This window comes from Pedobacter sp. W3I1 (assembly GCF_030816015.1).
Classification (GTDB): Bacteria; Bacteroidota; Bacteroidia; order Sphingobacteriales; family Sphingobacteriaceae; genus Pedobacter.
Genome location: NZ_JAUSXN010000001.1, coordinates 1,189,509 through 1,212,661, shown reverse-complemented (window position 1 = coordinate 1,212,661; position 23,153 = coordinate 1,189,509). Strand labels below are relative to the sequence as shown.

General features: G+C 39.3%; 12 protein-coding genes. 2 read left to right on the top strand and 10 right to left on the bottom strand.

Annotated features, from left to right (window positions below; translation table 11 throughout):
- The first annotated feature begins 555 nt into the window (after positions 1-555).
- Both QF042_RS05210 and QF042_RS05205 read left to right on the top strand, forming a co-directional pair.
- On the top strand, positions 556-1,188 hold the full coding sequence (locus QF042_RS05210; RefSeq protein ID WP_307526026.1) for a nitroreductase family protein: 633 nt from the start codon (positions 556-558) through the stop codon (positions 1,186-1,188).
- Between the two features lie 346 nt (positions 1,189-1,534).
- Positions 1,535-4,261, top strand: a complete 2,727-nt coding sequence (locus QF042_RS05205) for an Ig-like domain-containing protein (RefSeq protein WP_307526025.1) — start codon at positions 1,535-1,537, stop codon at positions 4,259-4,261.
- Positions 4,262-4,533: 272 nt separating this feature from the next.
- On the opposite strand, the gene QF042_RS05200 is transcribed toward QF042_RS05205, so the two are convergent.
- The 10 genes from QF042_RS05200 to QF042_RS05155 form a co-directional block, all read right to left on the bottom strand.
- Positions 4,534-5,493, bottom strand: a complete 960-nt coding sequence (locus QF042_RS05200; RefSeq protein WP_307526023.1) for a D-glycerate dehydrogenase — start codon at positions 5,491-5,493, stop codon at positions 4,534-4,536.
- A gap of 60 nt (positions 5,494-5,553) precedes the next feature.
- Positions 5,554-6,363, bottom strand: a complete 810-nt coding sequence (locus tag QF042_RS05195) for a DUF4249 domain-containing protein (protein WP_307526021.1) — start codon at positions 6,361-6,363, stop codon at positions 5,554-5,556.
- 4 nt (positions 6,364-6,367) lie between these two features.
- A complete protein-coding gene (locus tag QF042_RS05190; RefSeq protein WP_307526019.1) occupies positions 6,368-8,692 on the bottom strand; it encodes a TonB-dependent receptor in 2,325 nt (774 codons plus the stop codon).
- 97 nt (positions 8,693-8,789) lie between these two features.
- The gene (locus QF042_RS05185; RefSeq protein ID WP_307526017.1) at positions 8,790-9,986 is read right to left on the bottom strand and encodes a multiheme c-type cytochrome; all 1,197 of its coding nucleotides are present in this window, start codon (positions 9,984-9,986) and stop codon (positions 8,790-8,792) included.
- Between the two features lie 15 nt (positions 9,987-10,001).
- Complete coding sequence (locus QF042_RS05180) at positions 10,002-11,753, bottom strand: cellulase family glycosylhydrolase (RefSeq protein ID WP_307526015.1); 1,752 nt, start codon at positions 11,751-11,753, stop codon at positions 10,002-10,004.
- Between the two features lie 25 nt (positions 11,754-11,778).
- Positions 11,779-13,185 carry a glycoside hydrolase family 30 beta sandwich domain-containing protein gene (locus QF042_RS05175; protein WP_307526013.1) on the bottom strand — a complete coding sequence of 469 codons (1,407 nt, stop codon included), beginning with the start codon at positions 13,183-13,185 and terminating at the stop codon, positions 11,779-11,781.
- A 94-nt stretch (positions 13,186-13,279) separates the two neighbouring features.
- Positions 13,280-14,806 (bottom strand): RagB/SusD family nutrient uptake outer membrane protein, encoded by a 1,527-nt coding sequence (locus QF042_RS05170; protein ID WP_307526011.1) that lies wholly within the window; start codon positions 14,804-14,806, stop codon positions 13,280-13,282.
- A gap of 11 nt (positions 14,807-14,817) precedes the next feature.
- A complete protein-coding gene (locus tag QF042_RS05165) occupies positions 14,818-17,961 on the bottom strand; it encodes a TonB-dependent receptor (RefSeq protein ID WP_307526009.1) in 3,144 nt (1,047 codons plus the stop codon).
- A 260-nt stretch (positions 17,962-18,221) separates the two neighbouring features.
- Positions 18,222-21,137 (bottom strand): triple tyrosine motif-containing protein, encoded by a 2,916-nt coding sequence (locus QF042_RS05160; RefSeq protein WP_307526008.1) that lies wholly within the window; start codon positions 21,135-21,137, stop codon positions 18,222-18,224.
- A gap of 406 nt (positions 21,138-21,543) precedes the next feature.
- Positions 21,544-22,203 carry a GDSL-type esterase/lipase family protein gene (locus QF042_RS05155; RefSeq protein ID WP_307526007.1) on the bottom strand — a complete coding sequence of 220 codons (660 nt, stop codon included), beginning with the start codon at positions 22,201-22,203 and terminating at the stop codon, positions 21,544-21,546.
- Positions 22,204-23,153: the final 950 nt, after the last annotated feature.

Here is a 23,153-nt window from a genome sequence, read left to right as displayed (position 1 = left end):
TTTTAAGATTTAATATTCCGTTGACTGAAGTCAACGGCCAAAACTAAGGTTCTTCTTTGGCGTTGACTTGGATATAAACAAGAATCATGGCGATTGCTTACAACTGATCATTCCTTATTGGAGCGCAATGCCTGTACTAATCAATTAGTTTCTTCCCGTTTTCCGCTTTTACGCTTTCCCGAAATTCGGGATACCTCGTTGCTGCAGGGTAACACTTCAACCGGGGCTAGGTGGCCAGAACAGTTTTTCATTTTGGGGTTGCAGGGTGCAGAACCCCTATTCATAAACCCGATAGAGCGGAATAGCCCGGAGCGCAGCGAGGACTATAAGCGAAAGCGGGGCTGTAAACTGCCAAGAACCACAGACCACTCATTTTCTAAGTCTATTTCGAATCTTATTCCGTTGACTGAAGTCAACGACTAAGGAAAATCCCTCTTTACCGTTGGCTTCAGCCAACCGAGACCAAGTAAAAAATTTTCTTACCATACATCAACATTAGGTTTATTCCTTATCTCCATATTTGCTTCATAAAATTTAAAAAAAATCTTCAAAAATATGAGCTTAATAGATGCCCTAAACTGGCGTTATGCCGTTAAGAAAATGAACGGTCAACCTGTTGAACAAGAAAAGGTTGATAAAATTATTGCTGCAGCACATTTGGCACCAACATCATCAGGTTTACAGCCATTTAAAGTGATTGTAGTGACCAACCAGGAATTAAAAGAGAAAATTGCACCGATTGCCTTTAATCAATCACAAATTATCGATTCTTCGCATTTATTAATTTTTGCAGCCAATGAAAATTATACAGAAGAGGGTATTGATGCCGTTTTTAGCAGAATGAATGCGGAACGCGGTTTGCCTGAAAATACAACTGATGCCTACAAAGCACAATTAAAAGGCATGATCTTATCAAAAACGGCAGAAGAAAACTTCAACCATGCTGCCCGTCAGGCTTATATTGGTTTCGGTATTGCTATTGCAGAAGCAGCTTTGTTAAAAGTTGATGCTACACCAATGGAAGGCTTTAATGGCCCTGCTTTAGATGAACTTTTAGGTTTAGATAAAAAAGGTTTAAAAAGTGTTACCCTGTTGCCATTAGGAAACAGAGATGAAACCGGCGATTGGTTGGTGAATCTTAAAAAAGTGCGTGCACCAAAAGAAGAATTCTTAATCGAATTAAAATAACAGGCAAACACCATTATATTTTAAAACGGGCCGCTATTCTAGTGGCCCGTTTGGTTTAATTCTAATTCGCCATTGCGAACTGAAGCGCCCATACTGGGCTGGGGTGAAGCAATCTAATCAGAAAGATTGCTTCGGCTCGCTCAAGCCCTGCCTTATAATGACGATTTTGCTTATCAGATCCTGAAACAAGTTCAGGAGGACGGTATGCAACGGATGAAGCAATGACCAGTGAACCAATGACCAATGAACTTAAATCTTTTGTAAAAAAATGTTAAACCTCATCACATTTTATGTGCTCTATTTATAATTGGATATATTTACGGGCTTAGCATTTAATATCCAATCCATGAAGATTTTTAGATTATCGTTTATCATACTGTCACTTTTATCAGCACTAAGTTTTTCTTCTTCGGCCCAAACCGACACCATTAGCATCAACAGCATCATTGCCAAAACGAATAAGGTATTGAGCGATTACCCTGCTGAAAAAATTTATCTTCATTTTGACAAACCATATTATGCAGTAGCCGATACGGTTTGGTTTAAAGCTTACGTTACCGAAAACCAAAATTTTTTATCCGCAATTAGTAAGATTATTTATGTGGATGTAATCAATCAGAAAGATTCGCTTATCCAAACCTTAAAATTGCCCATTACCGGTGGTTTTGCTTATGGCAGTTTCCCCTTAGACCAGATTAACTATAAACAAGGTAATTACCACATCAGGGCTTATACTTTATGGATGTTGAACAGTGAAGATCCTGCTTATTTTAACAAGACTTTTTATGTAGGCGAAGCGATTGACAAGGAAGTAAAAACCCATATCACTTATAAAAATACCTCTACTGATAAGTTAGAAAAAATTGATGCACGTGTACAATTTAAAGATGCCAATAATAAACCTTACGCCAATAAAAATGTAAGCTGGCAAGTGCTTACCAGTTATACGGTTATTGCCAAAGGAAGGGGCACAACAGATGCCAACGGGTATTTAACAATAACCATGAGCAATGCACAAAAGGCAGAATATCAGTTACAAAAAGGCATACTGATTACCAGCATTAATACTACTGATAAAGATGTGGCCAGCAGTAGCTTTCAACTCAAAAATGCTATTATAAGCAAAGATTTTCAGTTTTTCCCGGAAGGCGGAAGTTTAATTGCCGGCTTAAGCAACAAAGTAGCCTTTAAAGCCATTAAAAGTGATGGTTTAGGCATTAACTCAAAAGGTACGGTAAGCGATAACGACGGCAAAACTGTTGCTACTTTTACTGCTCAGCATTTAGGAATGGGCAGTTTCAACTTATTGGCCGAAGCTGGAAAAACCTACAAAGCAGCTGTTACTTATGCCGATGGTACCACTCAAAATTATAATTTGCCGGCAGTTGCCGCAAATGGTGTTGCAGTAAATATAGATAACAGCAGTGCAGATAATATAGCCATAAAAATTGCTGCCAACGATGCTTTCTTTGAGCAAAACCAGGGTAAAAAGCTTTATTTAATAGCGCAGAGCAAAGGCGTGATTTGCTATGGCGCGCAAACCGCATTATCAAACAAAGAATACAATACCACTGTACTGAAATCTAAATTCCCGAATGGAATTGCACAATTTACCTTGTTTAATGAATTTGGAAAACCACTAAGCGAGCGATTGGTTTTTGTTCAGCACAAAAATACCATGGCGGTAACTTTAACCAGTGCTGCAACTACTTACGGAATCAAGAAAAAGATTAAAATAAATGTGGCAGCCAAAAAAGATGGCGCTCCTGTAGAAGGTAGCTTCTCTGTAGCTGTTGTAGATGAGTCGAAGGTTCCATCAAACGAAGATGCAACCAGTACGATATTAACAGGACTATTATTAAGCAGCGATGTTAAAGGTTATATCGAAAAAGCAAATTATTACTTTAATGCACCAGATGCGAAGAAAAATGCAGATTTAGATATACTGTTACTTAGCCAGGGCTACCGCAGTTTCAAATACACTGATATTATTGCCAATAAATTACCTAAAATTGATTTCTTACCAGAACAAGGCATCGAAATTTCGGGTATTTTACGTCAGAATAACGGCATCCCGGTTAGAAAAGGAGCATTGTTATTAACCATTCCCGACAAACGTTTTAATTTAGAAACTACCACAGATCCTGTAGGGAATTTTAAGTTCCAAAACCTGGTGTTTAACGATTCATCTAAAGTGACCATTACAGCTAAGTACAATGTAAACTATAAAAACATGACTTTAAGCTTAAATGGCGCACCAGTTCCTACATTAACCAGAAATTTTAGTGCTGCCGAAGAAGTTTTAAATATAGACAGTGCTTTAACCAGTTATTTAGATAACAGCAAAAGACAATACGCTTATCTACATACTTTAAAAGATGTAACCATTAAAGCTGCAGTGGTTCCTAAAGTAAGTCATAAGGATTACCCGGCATTAAGCGGTCTTAGCCAAATGGCTGATCACGAGGTTAGCGGCGATAGATTAAAAGGTTGTGGTTTACTGATTAACTGTTTACAGGGCATGTTGGCTGGTGTTACTTTTGCAGATAACAATTTCTATGTAAGCAGAGATTATAACCAGGGCAAAAAAATCCCGATGGGTATTTTTATTAACGGGATGAATGTAGATGTAAACCAGATTAATACTTTAGACGCCAACCAGATCGAATCGGTTGAGGTATTTTTAAGAGACGAATTAGGCTTGGTAAACCGTGCAAATAATGTAAACGGGGTTATCGTATTCAACCAAAAGAAAGCACCTAAAGGCACTAAAATATCCAAAGCGCAGTTGATGGATATGCTGCCAAAATACTACGAGTTGACCTTTTCACCACAGGGTTATAACAAAGAAAAACAATTCTATTCTCCAAAATACGATGTACCTGCCAGCATGAACCGTAATGATTTAAGAACCACCATTTATTGGAATCCAAAAGTGGTAACTGATGCAACAGGTAATTCTTCGTTCGAATATTACAATGCAGATGGTAAAGGACAGTATAAAGTGATTATCGAAGGTATAGATGCCAACGGAAATTTAGGAAGATCGGTATTTAAATATCTTGTTAAATAGGGAATGAGATTGCAAGCTGGATGACAGGTTTACAATGAATCGTCATCTCGACCGTAGTGGAGAGATCTTTAGACTATATTAAAAGATCTCTACGCTTTGCTTCGGTCGAGATGACGACCTTCTTTTGGAACCTGCCAATGACTATTGCAATTCCAAAGCACACCCTAGTAGCGATCGTTGAAAGATTGCTTCCCCGAAAATCGGGGCAGGCTGTCGGCTGAAAAAGCCTTCTCGCAATGACGATTCCTCTCAATCTACCACTCTCATTCATCTTACCCCACCTCATACGGCAACTTCTCTCCTTTTAAACCAGCCAAAACATTTTTAACAATAATCTGGGCCATGGCTGCTCTGGTTTCTTCGGTAGCTGAGCCAATGTGTGGTAAAACAGCAACGTTTTCCATAGCTAACAAGGGATTATTTTTATCCATCGGTTCTGGGTTAGTTACATCCAAACCTGCTCCCCAAATGATCTTTTCTTCAAGCGCCTGGATCAAATCTTTTTCATTGTGAATACCACCCCTGGCCGTATTAATGAAAATCGAGTTGGGTTTCATCTGCTTAAAAACATCCAGCGTAAATTTATCCTTAGTTTCGGGTGTTAACGCGGTGTGTACGGATAATACATCACTTTGTGCCAAAAGTTCTTCAAACGAAACATATTTGGCGCCGATTTCTTTTTCAGCCTCCTCGTTCCGCGATCGGTTGTGATAAATTACCTCCATTTGGTAGGCACCAATACATTTTTTGGCCATCTCTAATCCGATTTTCCCCAGGCCAAAAACACCGAGGGTTTTGCCGTTTACCTCAATTCCAAGTTCGGGTGAGGGCTCATAGTTTTTCCACTCGCCTTTAATGATTTTTTTGTGTGAGAAAAAGGCTTTTCGAGATACAGCAAGCATCAATAAAAAAGCAGTATCGGCAGTTGCCCCACTCAAAACACCAGGTGTATTCCCGATAGGGATATTTAAGCCCTTAGCCGCAGCTACATCTACCTGATCATAGCCTACCGAATGCAGCGCAATTACTTTTAAATGGCTACATGCTTTTAAAAATGCGGCATTAATTTTATTTGGCCCAACACTGATCAAGCCGTCCTGACCCTGGCAAGCCTTAATCAGTTCTTCGGCTGTAATCTGTCGGTTTTCTTTCCATTGTGTGATGGATATATGGTTTTCTTCCAGTTTTTTTATTCCAACTGAAGCAATGTTGCCGCTTATAAATACTTTCATGTTTTATTTAACACTAAAAATTCTAAGGTGTTTTGGATAATACGAATTGACCTATGGATACTATTTCACAGTCGCTGATAGTACCTGATAAGTGTTGGCGCTGAAATAACCCAGTGCCTGATTAGAAATATTGGAAGTTGGGTTAGCTGGTGTAGTACCCTGATTTGGCCCACGGTTAGATTGCTGGCTTAAAGCATACCAGTAATCAAAAACGTTGGAATCGATACTCTCCATTTCTATTTTAATCTTATCGTTCGAGTTCAACTCATCACTGTCGTGGTCGTTAGTAGGAGGTTTAAAAAATAACTGGATCCTTAAGTCGTTTCCATTTGTTAAACGATCATTATTTACATAAAAACGCTCTGATAAAACATCATTAACATACAGGTTAAAATGATAAAAATTAGTTTCGTTGGCAGGATCTTTAAAAAATACAGCAGCAGTTTTACGCTCTCTCCCAAAGAAAAAGTTTTTAATCACGCCTATCGAATCCATTTTAACCACATTGGGCATTTTCGAACTGGCCGTATAAGTTTGCCCTTCGGCAGTAACATTTAAATTATAGGTAACGCCGGGTACGCCTTTCATTTTATTGATATAGGTTCCTGGTGTTGTACTTTCTTTAAAAACATAAGTATTCCCCTTATTATCGGTTACAGTTACGCTTGCTCCCGAAATTTTCGGAAAAACATTGGTTTCGGTGTAACCGATGGTTTTGCTGATCTTAATCTTCTGATCAATCAGTTGATCATTAATTCTACCTTCAATTACGAGCTGAGGATCGGCATTTTCAGTGTCAATTTGAATAATTTTCTTGCAACCTGTTAAACAGAAAGCGAACAGCGAAAAGTATATAATCAGTTTTTTCATCCTTTTAAAATTTAAAGTTCCAGGTAATTGATGGAATAAGACCGAATAGCGAAGTTTGCTGGGCAGCAGTTTTGCCTGGATGATCAGGATCGGTAATAAACTCAATTGCATAAGGATTTTTTCGGGCCAATAGATTATAAATACCAAAATTCCAGCTTGATTGGTATTTCTTCCCCACTTTCCCCTCTAAAGTTGCACTCACATCTAAACGCATGTTGTAAGGCATACGACCAGCATTTCTTTGCGTATAATAGTAAGCCATTTGTCCACCAACGCTATATTTTCCTGCCGGATAGGTTACCGCATTACCAGTGCTGTAAATAAAGCTTGAGGAGAAGGTCCACCGTTTGGTCATGTTGTAAATACCAACCACTGAAATATCGTGTGTACGGTCTTGCCTTGCCGGAAAATATTTACCATCATTAAGTTCTGTAAACTTACGCTCAGTACGCGATAAGGTATAACCTACCCAACCGTTCAGCTTACCAAATTTTTTCTTAAAAAACAGTTCCATTCCATAAGCCCTGCCTACTCCATATAAAAGTTCTGATTCTACATTCGAATTGGCTAATAATTCGGCTGCATTTTTATAATCAATCTGATTCTGAAGCCACTTATAATAAACCTCTCCTGAAAGTTCATAGTTGTTATCCTGGATGTTTTTAAAATAACCCAGGGCAATTTGGTCGGCAATTTCGGGTTTAATGTTATTGCTGCTCAACACATACTGATCGGTTGGTGAGCTAGAGGTAGCATTGGTTAAAATATGTACGTTCTGTGTATTGCGGTTGTAAGAAGCCTTGATCGAATTCTCTTCGTTAAACAGATAACTCACCGAAAAACGCGGCTCGAGGTTAAAGTAATTTTTATGAAATTTACCCTTAGCTACATTTTCAGTTGATACGATATTTCCATCAGCATCATAGGTGCTAAAATTACCAGGCCCCATTAAAGAAAAAGCCGCCAAACGCACGCCATATAAAAAGTTTAAATGTTCGTTTACCGCCCATTCATCAGAAATATAAGCAGCCGATTCAATCCCGTAACGTCTTTCTTGTGTAAGCGAATTTACCTGCGATGCTTCATCGCTATCGATATCAATTGGTGAGATACGGTGCTGTGTGGCATTTACCCCAAAACGGAGTGTATGTTTATTGCTGAAATACTGAAAATCTTCTTTAAAGTTAAAATCACGTACCAATGAGGTGGCTTTAAAGTTGGTCGCATCATTTAATAAGCGAACGGTATAATTATAGTTGTTGTAAATTAACGAGGTATTTGAAAACAAACGATCGCTAAAAATATGGTTTAAGCGGATGGTGGTGGTTACATTACCCCAGTTGTTCTCAAACAGGTCTTTAACACCTATATTATCCTTGCCGAAATAGCCGGAAATGTAAATGGTATTTTTATCATTGATTTTATAATTCGCCTTTGCATTAATATCATAAAAATTTAAGGTACTACCATTAACAGATGAATCTGGCGAAGCCCTTAAAAACAGATCGATATAGGTTCTACGGAAACTCACCATAAACGAGCCCCTGTCTTTTACAATCGGCCCTTCTGCTTTTAAACGCGAAGCGATTAAACCAATGCCACCCTGAAACTTAAACTCTTTATTGTTGCCGTCATCCATTTTAACATCTAAAACTGATGATAAACGGCCTCCATACTGTGCAGGCATGCCACCTTTGTATAAACTTACATCCTTAATTGCATCGGCATTAAAAGTAGAGAAAAAGCCAAGTAAGTGCGATGAGTTGTATACTACTGCCTCATCCAAAATAATTAAATTCTGATCGGCAGCACCACCACGAACATAAAAACCTGTATTCCCTTCACCACCAGATTTTACGCCTGGCAACAACTGAATGGTTTTTAAGATATCCTTTTCGCCAAGCAGCACCGGGATAGAATTAAGCGATTTCATATCGATCCTTTCCAGTCCCATTTGCGCACTTTTAACGTTTTCGTTTTTACGGTTATTGGCACTTACCGTTACTTCGTCCAAATCGTTTGCACTTTTTAATTCCTCATTTAACTTGGTATCTTTTGTTAAATTAATAGTTTTAACAATGGATACATAACCGGTATAACTCACCGCCACAGTGTAGGTTCCTTCGGCCTGTGTTAAAGCAAAATAACCATAATTATTGGTTAAGGTTGCAGCGGTAGATGCGCCGGTAATCCTTATCGTTGCACCAATTAAGGTTTCGCCTGTAGCTGCATCGCGAATGGTGCCGCTAAGGGTAAATTTCTTTTGAGCAAAAATAGAGGTGGAAAGAAAAAGGAGGGAGAATAAAGCTAAGTAGTGTTTTATGAGCATATTGGCTACTATCTAATTTTTTAAGGTCGAAACCAAATGTACGAATTCCAGGCCTTTTAACAGATAACTGCGAACTTGTTCGTACAACCTGGTTTATTTACTTAATAACGGGATAAACGGCAATATGGTGTGAGCGCAACATATAAGGGCTTAAATGATCTTTACCCGCCTGCTGAAAGGTGATCAATTTTGAAGATTCTTTAGGCATATGGCAGTCGATACAATTGGTGCTGAGCGATCCTTTCGCTAAAGTGGCTTTGCTATGATTGGTGCTTTTGTGGCAATTGATGCAGCGCTGCGAGTAAATCGCTAAGTTGCCTTTAATACTTTCGTGCGTATTGTGGCACGATTGGCAGGTCATGGTTTCGCTTTTCCGATAACAATTCGATCCGGTTAACATACTGGTTTGGTTACCATGAACATCTGGGTTGCCACCGCCAAAACCTACAAAATCCTGTGTATAGTAATCATCTAAGTTATCGCCAGGTTCGAAACCAAATACCGATTTTTGGGTAACTAAGGTATTTCCGGAGTGGCATACCCCGCAGGCATCCATCTTTTGTTTCCGGGTAAGTGTTTTATAAAGTGTTATAAATTTTGCAGTCTTTTCTTCAGGGTTTTCCATATGAAAAACAACATGCTGTTTACCAGGCCCATGGCAGCGCTCGCAATCGATTCCGTAAATAACAGAACCTTTCTCCATCTCTTCATCCTTTGAAAAAGTAGATTTTTGAGTGAGTTTAATATCTACATAAGAGGCATGGCACTCCAGGCAGCGGCTGGTTATCGCCCGGTCATAATAAAAACTTTCTTTCGGAAAACCAGGACTAATGGCCCAATTCTGAATGGTGGAAAAATATGACAAAGGCAATTCATACAGTTTCTTTCCCTTCCAGTAAGCATAAGTAAAAGCCTTTTCACCAGAGCCGAATTGGAAATCGAATTTCTGGGAACGAACTGCTTTGCCATCCTGATAAGCCACCTGAAAAATACCACTATCTCTTTTTTCAATCGTCACTTTCTGGTGTGCGTTGAACAAAAAACTGTTCGAATCGGGCGCAAAAATCTTTAACAATTGTGCATCTACCACAGGTTTAGAGGTAAGTCCGTGCGGGCTATGTGCATAAGACTGTGATAAATCTTTATGGCATTTAACACAGGTAGCCGCCCCTGTATAGGCCTCACCCCTAGCATCGGTGGGCAATTGATCGGTCGCATGCATACATCTCGAAAGGATAATGATTGCAACGATAATTGCCCCTAAAATAAACAGGATACGTTTTGCGCCTTTCAAGATGATGTTTTGTTTTTATTTCACGAATTGAATATAGCCAAAATTATAACCTCCAACGGCTGTTAAAATCTTAATTTTTTGTCTGCCTGCTTTTAAAGCAAGTTTTTTCACCTCAAAGGTTGCAAACTTTTTGCTGTCTCCAGTATTCGGAATAATAACATCCTGAGCGATCTGTTTACCATCAACAGCGATGTTAATCCTGCCTTCGGCATTATCGGCTGCCGCATTTATTTTTAAAGTATAAGTTCCTTTTTGCGACACATTGATGGTGTATTGCAACCACTCGCCTTTTTCGATATGATTTACATAATACTTTTCGTACTGTGCAGAATCTTTTGTAATATCTACACCATCATTTCTGTAAATATGGCCGCGGTTGCCTGCACTTCGTTTTCCTGTTGAGGTATGGTAATCGGCAGTATCGGTATCGAAATAAGCAAAACCGTTTTTACCGAGATCGTAATCTACCGCATACACCATACTTTTATCTTTAATTAAATTGGCCTTAAAAGGTTTGGTTTCTTTACTAAAGGGCTGACGAATCATGGCATCAATCACATCGCGGTGAATGATGGTATTTTCTAATCTCGAATAAATGGCCAGCTCCATTAAACCGCTGTATACATTACTGTCTTTGGGTTTATTGCCACCATTGTTAAGGTACTTTACAAAAGCATCATAATTGGGATTCGATTTAATTTCCATTGGATTATTGGCTCCTATCTTTTTCAATGGCCACCAGGCCCAGCCGATATTGTTTTTTTCTAAAAGGTGGATGGCATCAGTAAACCAAACATTCGAATTTTCGCCGGTTTCGCCGAGCCAAACCGGAACATTTTGTTCGTCTCTGGCTTTGATCATGTGTGCAATTGAAGCCTGATCGTTATAATTCCAATATTTGTGGTAACTCAATACCATATTTTTATCCCAAAGTGGAAAAATGCCATTGTAATTATTGCCCCAACCATTACCTTCGATAACAATAATGTGCTTTTGATCAACCTCGCGGATGGCTTTGGTAATTTCGATCATTAACTTACGCAAAGGCGCATTAACTTTTTCTTTCGTTCCGTTTTTATCCCCTTCAGGGTTTGTGAAACCATAATTGGGCTCGTTCAAAATATCGTATGCACCAATGTAAGGCTCATCTTTATAGCGCTCGGCCAGTTTTTTCCAAAGTGCTATGGTTTTCTCCTGGTTGGCCTCACTATCCCATAAATACGGTTTTGATGGATCGCGGTCGGCGATGTTTAAATCGTTCCCTTGTCCGCCAGGTGCAGCATGCAAATCTAAAATCAGGTACATTTTATTGGCCTTACACCAGGATAACAGGCTATCAGTTAAAGCAAAGCCCTTTTCCAGCCAGGTATTTTTGCCGGCAACAGGCTCTTTATCTACTGGTAAAGTGTATAAATTGTAGTGCATGGGCAGGCGGATGGAATTAAAACCCCAGCGTTTCATCGAATCGACATCGATTTTGCGCATGTGGTTGGCTAACCAGGCATTGTAAAACTCCTGGGTCTGTTTTGGCCCCATCAATTCTTCTATGCGCTCACGAATTCGGTATTGTTGTGCCTCTTTATTGATTTTAAGCATATAACCTTCCTGCAGCATCCAGCCACCTAAACCAAAACCACGAAGTAAAACATTCTCTCCTTTTTGGTTCACTATTTTTTTACCGTCGGCTTTTAGAAACCCCTGACTAAACCCTGTAAACGAAATGGTACTAAACAGAAAAATATATAATATCGATTTTGTGAAAGACATAAAAATAAGGTTAGGTTTTAGATAATTACCAGATATAAGTAGCTACAGATCCTTTATCGAGTATTGCTACGAGTGTTTTGCCATTAAAACCAATGTTAAATGTATTGGCGCTCTTCCCATTGTTGGCTACAATTAAAACATGTTTCCCATTGGGTGTTTTAAAGGCAACATTTGGCAGATCGGTCAAATCGTTCGTGGCAATGCGGATAGCACCCGGCCTAACAAACTTAGAAGCGTGCGCAATGGAATAGTAAGCCAGGTTTCTGCTATAAGTATCTTTATCAATAGTAACCGCACCCTGGCACATCGAACAGCCTCCTCTATCGGTATAAGGTTTATTTTCTGGATCGGCAGCCAAATTCCATTCCAGTACATTTTTGCTCCAGTTACGGGTAGCCCCGATAATTAAGCGCTTTACCGGATTCACAATGTTAATATCTGCCGCATCTGGCTGCTCAACTACCATTTGTTCCGAAAAGTAAATATTCTTATCAGGATGGGCATTGTGCACATCATTTAATGCTTCAATCTTTCCTCCATACAAGTGAAAAGCAGAGCCATCGATATATTTTTTGGCTTCAGGATCATCTAAAATGCTAATCGGGTAATCTGGCCGATCGGCATTATGATCGTAAATAATAATTTTGGTTTTGATATTGGCTTTGGCAAATGCAGGACCTAAGAATTTCTTTACAAAAAGTGCCTGATCTGGTGCAACCATGAGCAAACTAGGGTTATTACCTGGATGCAAAGGTTCATTTTGAACGGTAATCGCATCGATAGGAATCCCCTCTTTTTGCATTTCCTGTACATACCGCACAAAGTATTTGGCGTAAGCATCGTAATACTTGGGTTTTAACATCCCACCGCGGGCATCGTAAGTGGTTTTCATCCATAAGGGGGGAGACCATGGCGAACCCATAATTTTGAGCTTTGGGTTTATCGCAAGGATTTCCTTCATTACCGGAATTACATCCACTTTATCCGGGCCTAAATCAAATTTGGCCTGCGTTAAATCAGTTTGTCCTTCGGGAAGATCGTTGTATGAAAATACTTTTTCATTCAAATCAGAAGCGCCAATGCTTAGTCTGATGTAACTTACCCCAATGTTGTTTCCATCGGTAGCAAATAATTCTTTTAGTAAGGCAGCTCTGGCCGGTGCCGACATTTTAATAATATGTTGCGCACTTCCACCCGTTAAGGCATAACCGAAGCCATCAATAGTTTGATAAGTTTCTTTATCGTTTATGGTAATGGTTGGCCAATTATTTTTAGCTGCAGTAAAACTTAATTTACTTGCCTGTTTGGTAAATAAAACAGAGCGATCTGCTTTGGTAAGCCAAACTTCTGCCTGGTTTTGGGCAATAACAGCAAATGCGGAACAGGTAAAAACACCAGTGATAAAAAGGCGAAGGAATATGGTAGAAAGCATAGGTAAAAGATGAGCAGATTAAAAAAACAGGAAGAAAGATTTCGCTTTCTCCCTGCTAACAATTAAACTTTAAGCGTATTTAAAAGACGAGCAATTATTTTGAACCGCCCCATTCTTTGCTCTGGAGAATTTTGGTGTTGTTTAGCTCAGCTTGTGGTATCGGTAAGATTTCGTTTTTATTTGCCTGAAATCCTTTAAAAGCCAGTTTAGTTGGGGCAAGTCCCCATCTAACTAAATCAAACCATCTTTGTCCTTCAGCTACCAATTCCAAACGTCTTTCTTTCATTATATTATCCATTGTTACGGCAACAGGATTTAAACCTACACGGGCTCTTACGGCATTGAGGAAAATATAAGCCCTGGTACCTGCACCAACTGCAGCACCGCTTTTTAATAATGCTTCCGCTTCCATTAAATAGGTATCAGCTAAACGGATTTCGTACATATTCTGACCAAAGTTTAATTCCAACTGGCCGACAGCTGCTTTGGTAGAAACTCTTCCAGCATATTTCTCCACAAAATATCCGGTATTATCATTGGCATGTTTATAGGTTACAATTCCTGCCTTTTCCAAGCTATCTAAGTTGGCAACCGTAGGTTTATTACGCGGATCGTAGTGAATTAAGTCAAATAATTCTTTGGTTATTGGCATAACACTCCAGCCCGAAACGTAGTCTGGTGCTTGCGCAGCAATTACAGGGACATAATTACGAGGTCCTACCAAAATGCCCATTACGTTACCTTCACGGCTTCCAACGTTACCCCAGCCCATGTTAGAGGTAGTATTATAGCTGAGTTCCAAAATAGATTCTGAATTGAATTTGTTCTTAACATTCCATAAATCGGCAAAATTTGGAAGTAGTTTATAGCCATAGGTACTTGCACCAGGAGCCGTACCGTTAACCAATGCAAACTCTGCAGCTGCTGGCCCCCATTTTTCTTCCCACAGGTAAACCTTACCTAAAACTGCATGAACTGCACCCTGACTCAAACGCCCTGCATCAGCGGTAGGAATAGTTACAGGAAGAGCAGGCAATGCTTCTGCTAAATCTGTTTCTATTTGTTTATAAACATCTGCAGGGGCAACCTGTGTAACATCGAACATACCAGACGGCTCTATAGGCGCTAAGATTAATGGTATATTTTTGAAGATGCGCACTAAATCAAAATAAAATATAGCACGCAATGCTTTAGCCTCGGCAATGTACCTTGCCTTGGTTGAAGCATCCATTGTAATACCTTCTATTTTTTTTAATAAAACATTTGCACGGTAAACACCGGTAAAACCCTTACTCCATAAATAACTTGGGCCACCTGATAATGAGTTTACAGTATAATTATTCATTGCTTGCAAATCTCCTAAATCTGATGGAGAATCGGCACCGGCGTAATGATCATCTGATGCTGAGCTAAATAAATTAAGTTTTGTGAGGTACCCACTAGACTGATTACCCAGTTGATCGTAAACAGCTACTAAACCAGTAAAAGCCTGCTGCGGGGTTTGATAATAACTTGTCTCCAAAATACGTTCGCGTGGATTTACATCCAGTTGTTTTTGACAAGAAACTATTAGTTGAGAAGCGGTTAAAAGCGCTGCAATAGCTAAAATATTCTTTTTCATTTTAATTTTTTTTAGAATCCAACATTTAAACCTACCATAAACGAACGGGCTTGTGGATAAATCCCCCTATCTATACCCAATACAGTTCCACCGATTTCAGGATCGTAACCTGTGTATTTTGTAATGGTCCAAAGGTTTTCACTCATCAGGTATACCCGAACTTTTTGTGCTCCAATTTTTTTAATCACATTACCTGGAAGGTTGTAACCTACCTGAAGGGTTTTTAAACGGAAGTAATCTCCTTTTTCCAGATAATTTTTAGAGAACTTGGTATAGTTTCCGTTAAGATCCTTATCTGCAACACGGGGAACATTAGTTGATGTATTTGTAGGTGTCCATCTATCAAGAATTGATTGTTGCCAGTTACCATAAGTTACATCCAAACGTCTCAATCCCTGGAAGATCATATTCCCACCCACACCGTTTCCGAAGGCAACAAAATCAAAGTTTTTATATGCCAGATTGATGGTAATACCGTAGGTATATTTGGGAAGCGGGCTACCTAAATAAGTACGGTCACTACCATTTATAGTTTCATTTCCATCTAAGTTGGCAAATTTAATATCTCCGGGTTTCGCAGCAGGTTGTAATACCGTACCACCTGGTCCTTTGTAAGCATTAATTTCTGCTTGCGACTGGAAAATACCAGCCACTTCATATCCATAAAACTCATTAAATGCACGTCCAAGTGCGGTACGGGTAAAGTTACCCATGCCTTGAAAGCTCTGTGCATTATCTTCAATAAACTCTCTTCCAGGCAATAGCTTGGTTACTTTATTTTTCAGGGTTGAGACATTAGCGTTAATACCTAAATTAAGTTCTCCGATTTTTTTTCTGTAACCTATTTCGAACTCTATACCGGTGTTCTGCATATCACCAACATTTTCAGCGGCACCACCAGCTGCCCCTAAATAAAGTGGTATAGAAGGTGTTTGCAGTACGCCAACAGTTTTCTTTTTGAAATATGAAGCACTAAGCGTAAAATCCTTAAACAATGTAGCATCTAAACCAATATCGGTTTGGCGGGTTTCTTCCCATTTCAAATCAGGGTTTGATAAGGCGGCCGGACTCCATCCTATGGTACTTACATCTGTAGTGCCAAAAGTATAATTACGTCCGCTATTCACCAATGATACGTAACTGAAATCGCCAATGGCATCGTTTCCTGTAATTCCATAGCTACCGCGTAATTTTAAGAAATTAACGATATTGTTTTCTCTCCAAAAACCCTCTTTTGTAGGCACCCAGCCTATTGAGGCTGAAGGGAAATAACCAAATCGGTTGTTTGTACCAAAGCGCGAAGAACCATCACGACGAACAATACCCGTAAACAGGTACTTTTCATCATAATCATAAGTTACGCGGGTAAATAAAGAGTTAACAACATGCAAGGTAGCATCACTACCATCACCCTGAATATCGGCAGTTGCGGGTTTATAATTTAAATTACTCTGATAAAAGTCTTGTGCAATGATATTGTTAAACCTTACGTTTAAGCCACGGTTATTGTTGTCCATATAATAACCCTGACCAAAAATTGCATATGCATGATGTTTACCAAAACTTTTTGAATAACTAATGGTGTTTTCCCAGTTGTAATTTAAAGTCATATTCATCTCGCGATAGAAATTCGTCTTGGTATTGGTGTTTGAAGGACTTAACCAGTATAACGGGGTATAAGATTCCGAACCATAAAAAGCAAGTTTAGTTCCCAGTGATGATCTGAATTTTAAATTCTGAATGGGCTCAATTTCTAAAAATGCATTACCAACAATGTTGTGATCCCAACCATAATTACCCAACCTGGTTTGCGCATAAGCCAGCGGGTTACTCATTTCCTGACCAACAGGCCCTGAGATACCATAAGGAAATCCTGTTGCCGGGTCTCTTATAATATTTGCGATGGTATAAGGAGATTTCCCTATAGCAGTTGGGTCGGTTTGAATAACCGGGGTAATTGGGTCTAAATGGATTGCCGAACTTAAAGGACCACCGAACTCGCTATTGGTATTACCTAAAGAACTGTTAACCGAATGGCTATAGCCTAAATTCTCGCCAAAACTTATCCACTTGGCAGGCTTAAATGTAGAATTAATACGAATGTTAGCCCGATTAAAATTAGAAATCGGTGTGGCTACAATACCTTCCTGATCTATATAACCAAAAGAAGTATAAAAGGTAGATTTATCAGTTCCGCCTGAAACGCTAAACTCGTGCGTTTGTCTGCGGGCATCGTCATTAAAAACAACCGATTGCCAATCAGTACCTTCTCCATAAGATGATGGATTTGCATATGGAAGTGTAAAAGTTCCATCGGTTGCGGCATTAAAGCTATTTGCATATGCTTCGTTTCTAATCGTTGCATATTCACTTGCGTTTAGCAGTTTTAACTTTTTAGCAGGTGCTTGTGTACCGTAAAATCCATTGTAATTTATCGCTAACCTTCCTTCTTTACCTTTTTTGGTTGAGATAATAATTACGCCGTTTGCAGCTCTGGCACCATAAATGGCCTGTGAAGCTGCATCTTTTAAAACTTCAATAGATTCGATATCTGATTGATTTAAATAACCAATCCCACCATTATCTACAATTACACCATCAACAACCCAAAGCGGATCGTTATTACCTGAAGATGCAAAAGAGGTAAAGCCCCTCACCCTCACTGTTGATGCAGATCCTGGCTGTCCGTTACCACTGGCAATAGTTAAACCTGATGTTCTTCCCTGTAAGGCTTGCTCTACTCTGTTGATAGGCATCGATTCCAGATCTTTTGCCTTTACGCTCGAGATTGATCCCGTTACAAGGGCTTTTTTCTGTGTACCATAACCCACCACCACAACTTCTGTTAAATCTTTCGAATCGGCTGCAAGCGAAACATTTATACGGCCGCCTGCCGGAACAGTTATCGTTTGTGTGGCCATACCAATTAAACTGACGGTTAATTTGCCGCCAACAGGTGCCTGAATACTAAAAACACCATTGGCATCAGTAGATGCTGCTCTGGTCGTTCCATCAAGCTTAACTGTTGCGCCAGGTAAAGGGCTCCCATTTTGTTCTGTTACTTTTCCTGTAACCGGAATGTCTTGTGCCAATAAGGCCAGCGGAAATGCCATGATACAGTAAATGAAGAATACGAATGTAAATCTTCCTCTCATAGAAATTAGTTTTAAGTTAATATTTGGTTAGTTAATGACCGGGGCTCTTGGTAGCCCGTTTCATAAATCAAATCTATAGAGGTGCAATTCATTAGCACAATTTAGCGCTACTACACAAACCATACAGCAGCACTCAATTAACCAAAAAAAGGGATTTTTAGGCCTACATAAGCCCTACAAGGAAAATACAATTAAACTGAATACCAGACACTTAACTTGTTTTAACTAAAAATGTTCCTATTTGTAACGAAAACATTGTTTTAGGGTGTTTTTTGACGGGCAATGTCGATCAGGAACTCATATAAATTAGTCTCCGGCTTAAGTTGAAGTTTCTTTCTCAAGCGATACCGGCCCACTTCGATAGCTTTAATGGTTACATTCATCAACTGTGCCATTTCTTTTGATGAAAGGTTCATCGATAAATAGGCACAAAACTTTAAGTCGTTCTGGCTTAAATCAGGATAAAGGTCTTTGAGCTTATTAAAAAATTCGGTGTTTACATGATTAAAGTGAACGCTTAAATGATCGAGTTCCTGATCCTTCTTTTCCACATCCCTGATTAACCTGATGAGGTGCCTGAAACTTGGCGAGCTCTCATTAATATCGTGGTTTTTAATTACGGCCGATATCACCTCTTTAATCTTGGCCAGTACCTTACCACGTTGCACCAGGTGCATGGTCATCGTAGAAAGCTCTTTGTTCTTATAATTTACATCAGCCTCCAGCTTTTCGTTCTGCAGCCTGACAATTTCTTTTTCATTCCGATCCAGCTCCAGCTGGTGCAAGTAACTCATCCGATCCTGCTCTTTTAAATGTTTTCGTTTTTGCCATCTAATAATTAACCTGATTAACAGCACAATCAAAATCAGGTAAAAAATCCTCATCCAGATGGTATTGTACCAGGCAGGCAGCACGACAAACGTATAAGCGACTACTTCCGATTCATTACCTATATCTGTTCTTGCTTTAATATTGAAAGTATATTTCCCCGCAGGTAAGTTGGTATAATCCTTTTCGCTTTTTGTGGTCCATGCCGACCACTCTTTATCGAAACCAACCAGTTGGTAACTGAATTTAATGTTTTTATCGTGTTCGAATAGTATAGAAGAATATTCAAAATGTATCGAATTTAAATTATTGGTGTATTCTGGTATCTCGTGCTGATCCTGTTTGGCAGAAATGATGCCCTTGGTTACAAAATAGCCGCCAAAAACCAAACTATCTTTTTTACCCAGCAGTTTAATTTGCCCCAATGCTACAATTGGCTTGGTTATGTTTTCGATGTATTTTTCATAATTAATATGATAAGCGCCTTTATTCGCTCCAATAAAAATATTCTTACTATCTAAGGGGTAAATAGATTCGAAGCCTCCCACTACCTTCCCATCTAACTCGGGCAGATAAAAAATACTAAAAGGATTCGATCCCGATGGGCGGCTAAAATCAATTACACCAACTTTTTTGTTGCTTACAAACCAGATATTCCCGTCGTTATCCTCCTTCATATACTGCACCGAAATCCCTTTTATGGCATTGGCCAATAATTTTAGTCGGACAAATTTTTTCTTCGTGTTATCATATTCATAAACACCATCAACTGTTGCAATTACCACCCTGTTTTTAATATGGTACACATAATTGTACAATTTAGAAGGTAATCCATCACGGTCGGTGTACATGGTGGTACGCAACACGCGTTTATGATCGGGCTGTAACTCTATTTTATACACGCCATGGTAGGGGTGCGATGCCCAGATATGATCGGGGTTGTTATTATCCGCTACAATAAACCGCAGCGGCTCATTTATCCCGTCAATTCTTCCGCCATTACTAAATAGTCCATCCTTATAGTTTAAGCGTTGTAAACCCCAATAAGTGCCTGCAATAACTTCGCTGCTTGGGTAAACCCGATCTAAAGTTTGGTACAACCAGGTACCGGGCAAATTGTAAAGCGGCTTCGCTACATTATGCTGCACTAAAAGTGTGCCCTCCTCATGTGCCAGCAACAGTTGGTTGTTAATCTCATCAAGTCCCCAAACCTGCCCTTTGGTATTTTTCACCTCCTCGAAATTCGCAGTAGCATAACTTAAGTCTTTGGCAGCAGGATTGATTTTTGTCATATACAAACCGTTCGATGTTCCAATGTAAACCGATTGGTCAAATTTTCTGAAGGCATAACTCGTAATCTGTTTATTACGGTCAGGGAAAATACTTTTAATAGCACTATTTATAGCCACATAAGCAATCCCATCATCTAAAGCCAGCCACATGTTTTTATCCCTATCCTGCAGAATCCCCCTTACATTGTTGTTCTGCAAACCTTCCCTGTAATTGTATTTCTGAATCAGTTCTCCACTTTTGTTCATAATATATACCCCGCCAGAGGTAGTACCCACTGCATATAGATTTTGATTGATCTGATCGGCAAAATAAATCCGGTCGTTAAAAAACACATGATCGAGATTGGTTTTTAGCGGTTTAAGCTGATGGTTAATCAGTAGAAAAAAACCGCCTTTTAAGGTAGAAACCATTAAAGTATCGCCATTGTAAGGCAAAATCGCTGTAATAGATGATTTTTTGAAAACCGGATCAGCGCAAAAAGGCCTCCACATTTCCTGTTCATAAACCATTAAAACCGATTCTTCTGATTGGGCAAACACTTTATTATTGGCTATGCCCATAAAGAGCCAGGCGTTGCTGGGTTTATAGTTTTTAATCACTCCATCCTTATAATGCAGAATGGCATTGTTCGATCTGAAAAAAACTTCATCATGAATAATCGAAATGTCCCATATGTCAGCCAGTTTGCGCAGGTTTTCGGGCAACAGGCCTAAAAGCGAAGTATATTTTAAAATCCCTTTCTCATTGGGGTAATAAAAACCAAATTCATCCTGTCCGCCTACGTAAATCCGGTTTTTAGAATCAATCCCGATGGAGCGTACCGAAGTATAATTAGGTAAGCGAAACAGGTTCCAATAACGACCGTTAAAAGTTAGCAGCCCCTCATTGTTCCCAAAATAAAGAATCCCGTTTTTATCCTGCTTCACATCCCAGTTCTGCATGCCCGCATTATACTGCTCGTTATTGTAATTTACAATCTGCGGAATCCCCAAAAGGTCCTGAGCATATGCACGGTAACTGAAAAAAAATAGGATAACAAGTAGAAGTTTATTCATCTGGTTGGGGGAGGATGATTTGAACGCAATAATAAATATATAATTTTAATTCCGGTTAACCTTGCTTACAACTATAAGCCAATTTCCTTAGCTGTGCGAAAGCGAAAAAACTAATATTAGGTGCACTAAGGCGACTTAGGTGGTGAGAAAAAAAGAATGTGTGTCTATTCTAGGAGCGCAGTACCTGCGGTTCTTGGGCTTGTTCCAGTCCCGCTTTCACTTAAAGTCCTCACTCGTGCCTCGCTCCGGGCTTTCCGTTCAATCGGGGCTATGGTTTAAGGCTGCTGCTAAAATCTAAGATGTACTTAGGTGCCTAATATGAGGGTTCTGCCCCTGCATTAAGATTAGCTTTGCTGAGCATTCCATGGTTCCTGCCTACCCAGGAATGACGAAATGGAGCGTAAATTTACTTCAATAAATGTGGTTCAACTGCTTTGCGCCAAATGGCATAACCTGCAGCATTCATATGCAGCATATCATCTACAAAAAGTTCAGGCCTAAGCTGTCCATCTTTGGTTAACATCAGCCGATACACATTAACGAATTTCGTGTTGGCTTCACCAGCTAAAAACTTTTCAATCAACGCGTTCGAAGCTACTGCCTTTGCTTTAAATTTATCCCTGCTCGGACTTGGTTTAATCGAGATGTAAACAATAGGCACCGTTGGCAACTTTACCCTAATGGCCTGCACTAAACGGATGGTACGGTTTAAAACAGTATCAGGTGTAACCGTTTCGTTTGGTAAGTCGTTCTCCCCTATATACAATACAATTTGTTTTGGTTGGTAAGGAAAAACAACATCGTTTAAATAATAGGTAATATCGTTAATTACAGCACCACCTATTCCGCGGTTTAAAGCGTTGTATTTGGCGAAAATCTGTGTACAGTCGTCCCATTTCCTGATAGATGAACTTCCTACAAACAACACCGGGTGAACGGGCGGCTTGTATAGCTGATCGTACTTTTTTATGGTTTGCACATCATCCCAAAAATTAGGTTTCTTTTGGGCAAAAGCAGTTACAGTTAAAAAAGAAATCAAAAGGAAGCTTAAAAATGATTTTTTCATACGAATAAGGATGTAAGGCTCACAATATACCAATATCCTATTTTTCACAATCAATTCAATCAAATTTATTACGCTCCAATAACCGAGATTTTGCTTCAGGAGCTAAGTGACTATGTAATAAAAATTGAATTTTCTTTGTAGCGTAGTGCCTGATTCGCCTGCATTGAGTAATGCAGGCAAACAGGTCTTCTATCATCAACTAACCAAACATATAATGATGAACAAATATAGGTGTTTATTTAGAACTATTCTAAATAATTAACAAATTTTAACTAAAAGAATAGTAAATCATTAATTATCAGCTTCTTTATTTTAATCAGCATTATAGTTATTTTGCAAAAACCAACTTATCGCCTAATGGTCCCCCGCAGATCAGACAGATCATCGCAAAGCATTGATGATAGCATATCTCCACTCGTTTTGCCATCCTGAAGATTAATTTATTGTATAAAAATCAATATTAATGACATGGTTTTAAGGGAATGATTAGCCTCGGGGTATCGTCATTCCCAGAAATCAGTTTTTTAGCAAAAAACAAAGGAGTTGGGTGACAGGTAAGATAAATCGTCATCTCGACCGCAGTGGAGAGATCTTTTAACATAGTCCAAAGATCTCTCCACTCCGCATTTGCTTCGGTCGAGATGACGCCAATTTTAGAATCTGTCATTGGTAACTCGATTGGGAACCACGAAGTGCTCATCGAAGATAATCGTAATGCAAGCGCTTTAAGATTCCCGCCTGCGCGAGAATGACGACCACACTAACGGATTCTGTCAATGGTAGAGGTTAGAATTTTTCAAATACAATGGAGGGTTGATGACAGATTCGTAACTTTATTAAGCCTTATGCAGTTTGGCTGTTTGTCGGTATAGTGCTTTTTGCCTGCATGGTAGTATGGTTCCTTCGGAGATGGTATTGGAGTTTGGAGCACCATTATTGGTTGCCCGCAT